This is a genomic window from Bacteroidota bacterium (assembly GCA_018698135.1).
GTDB lineage: Bacteria > Bacteroidota > Bacteroidia > CAILMK01 > JAAYUY01 > JABINZ01.
The window spans coordinates 1-2,377 of sequence record JABINZ010000276.1 but is presented as its reverse complement, the minus strand read 5'-3'; the positions used below and the strand labels follow the sequence as shown (position 1 = coordinate 2,377).

The 2,377-nt window shown below is 34.9% G+C and carries 2 protein-coding genes; both read left to right on the top strand.

Translation table 11 applies throughout. The annotated features are described in order from the left end of the window. Nucleotides 1-578 (top strand): DUF1573 domain-containing protein (locus HOG71_17070; GenBank protein MBT5992560.1); only part of this gene is annotated, 578 nt, incomplete at its 5' end. A 290-nt stretch (nt 579-868) separates the two neighbouring features. Then, nucleotides 869-2,041: a trypsin-like serine protease gene (locus HOG71_17065; GenBank protein ID MBT5992559.1), complete on the top strand. Its 1,173-nt coding sequence runs from the start codon at nt 869-871 to the stop codon at nt 2,039-2,041. Nucleotides 2,042-2,377: the final 336 nt, after the last annotated feature.

Here is a 2,377-nt window from a genome sequence, read left to right as displayed (position 1 = left end):
GTAAAACGGATATAACCATATCCAGTATGCGCTTGCCTGATTGCCTCCGTACTGAATATACACCCATTGTATTGAAAGCAGGAGAAAAAAGGAAAATTGAAGTTTATTTTAGTGCTTATATAAAAGAAGATTTGGGCTATGTTTTTGAACGCATGCAATTACAAACTGACGATCCTTTAATGCCTGAAAAGGAATTAATTGTTGTTGCTAATATTATTAAGAATATTAAAATACTAAGCGAAGAGGAACTTAAAAACACGGGAAGCATTCAATTTGATAAAAAAGAGGTTGATTTCAAGAAAATCAAACATGGTGATGTGAAATTTACGGAATTCAAATTTATGAATACGGGAACAGATCAGTTGGTGATTTATGATACCAAGACTGATTGTGGATGCACAGCCACTACACTAGGGAAAATGAGATACGAACCCGGTGAAGAAGGTTTGATAAAAGTTACATTCAATAGCAAAGGGAAAAACGGCTCCGTTCAGCAAAGTATTACTGTTACAACCAATGATCCCAATAATCCAGAGGTTTTTTTATTGTTAAGAGCTAATGTTGAATCGATTAATTAAATGTTTAAATGAAAAATGGATTTAAAGCTTTTTTCTTCATTTTCATCGCTTTTTTTTCAGGGATTTTAGGATCTGCTGTCTATCAGCGTATTTCTGATAGCAAAGTATCATCAAACCAACTAACAGTTCAGGGAATTCCAAAAACATTAGCAAGCGAAAACCCTTCTCGCGATTATGTCGATATTCCTATCAATGCAAATTTTGTAAAAGCATCTAATGCAAGTCGGCCAGCTGTAGTGTTTATTAAAGCCATCAAAGAAGGGAGCAATCAAAGCTATTCATTCCGCGATATGTTTTTTGATTTTTTTAGCGAAAGAGGTCCTTCTGTTTCATCAGGTTCAGGCGTCATAATTTCCAAAGAAGGATATATTGTGACCAATCAGCATGTGATCAAGAATTCGGATCGGGTTGAAGTGGTTGTAAACAATAGAAAAAAGAATTATAAAGCAACAATTATTGGTACCGATCCTTCATCCGATTTAGCGTTGCTGAAAATTGAAGCAGAAAATCTTCCGTTTTTAGAATTCTCTAATTCTGATATGGTTGATGTTGGCGAATGGGTGCTTGCAGTTGGTAACCCATTTAATCTCACCTCAACGGTTACATCAGGTATTGTAAGCGCTAAAGGGCGAAATATTAATGTTTCCAAAGAGCATTTTCCGATTGAATCTTTCATTCAAACGGATGCTGCAATAAATCCGGGAAATAGTGGGGGAGCCTTGGTTAATTTAGATGGGAAACTTATCGGTATTAATTCAGCAATCATATCCAGAACAGGTTCGTATGCAGGTTATGGTTTTGCGATCCCTTCCAATATTGTGTCAAAAATCGTGAACGATCTCAAAGAATTTGGCATGGTTCAGCGCGCCTTTATTGAATCAGAAATTATTGACATTGATGAACAGTTAGCTTCAAAGCTGGGTGATGAAAATACCACCGGAGTATATTTGAATAAAATTGTTGCAGAAGGAAATGCTGATTTGGCTGGATTGAAAAAGGAAGACATTATCATTCGTTTTAACGAGGCTAATATAAAAGACAGGGCTGGATTTGATGAGTTACTTGCTTACAGACGCCCGGGAGAAAAAGCAAGACTGGAAGTACTGCGTTCAGGAAAAATAATCAAGCTTGAAATAACCTTGGTAAATTCTGAAGGCAAAACAGAATTGCTTAAAAATACAATGATCGTTTCAGATAGGCTTGGAGCATCTTTTAAAAGCTTGTCAAAAATAGATAAGCAGTATTTTGGAATAGATTATGGAGTACGTGTAAACAATATCAAAGCAGGTATGATGAAAGACCTGAATCTTCCCAACGACTTTATTATTTTGCATGTAAACAACCAGAAGTTTGACAATGCCAAAGAATTGGTACAGGTGCTCGAAAATTCACGAGGCTGGATTAGTGTAAAAGGAATTACTCCAGAAGGGTGGATAGTAACAAGGAGTATTAGAGTTTATTAAAACTCAATTTTCATATAAAACTCAAATCATAAAATTCAATTGACAATTGGTTATTGTAGCGTTAGTGTGAAAATTGCCACAGATTAACAGATTTGTTTTGATGAGGTTAGTAAAATTTCTGCTTTGCCTAAGTATAAATGGTAATTCCATTCTGGATTCAGTTTGTAACTGAATCCTATATTGTTCTGAATGTTTCTAATTTAATATTTGCATAATAGGATCAAGTCACAGACTTAATCCAGAGTGTGACCAAACCCTAATTTGAAATTTGAGTATTGGTATTTGGAGTTTATTTGTTCTTTGAGTTTTGTCTTTTGTGAATTTAATCTTCAATCT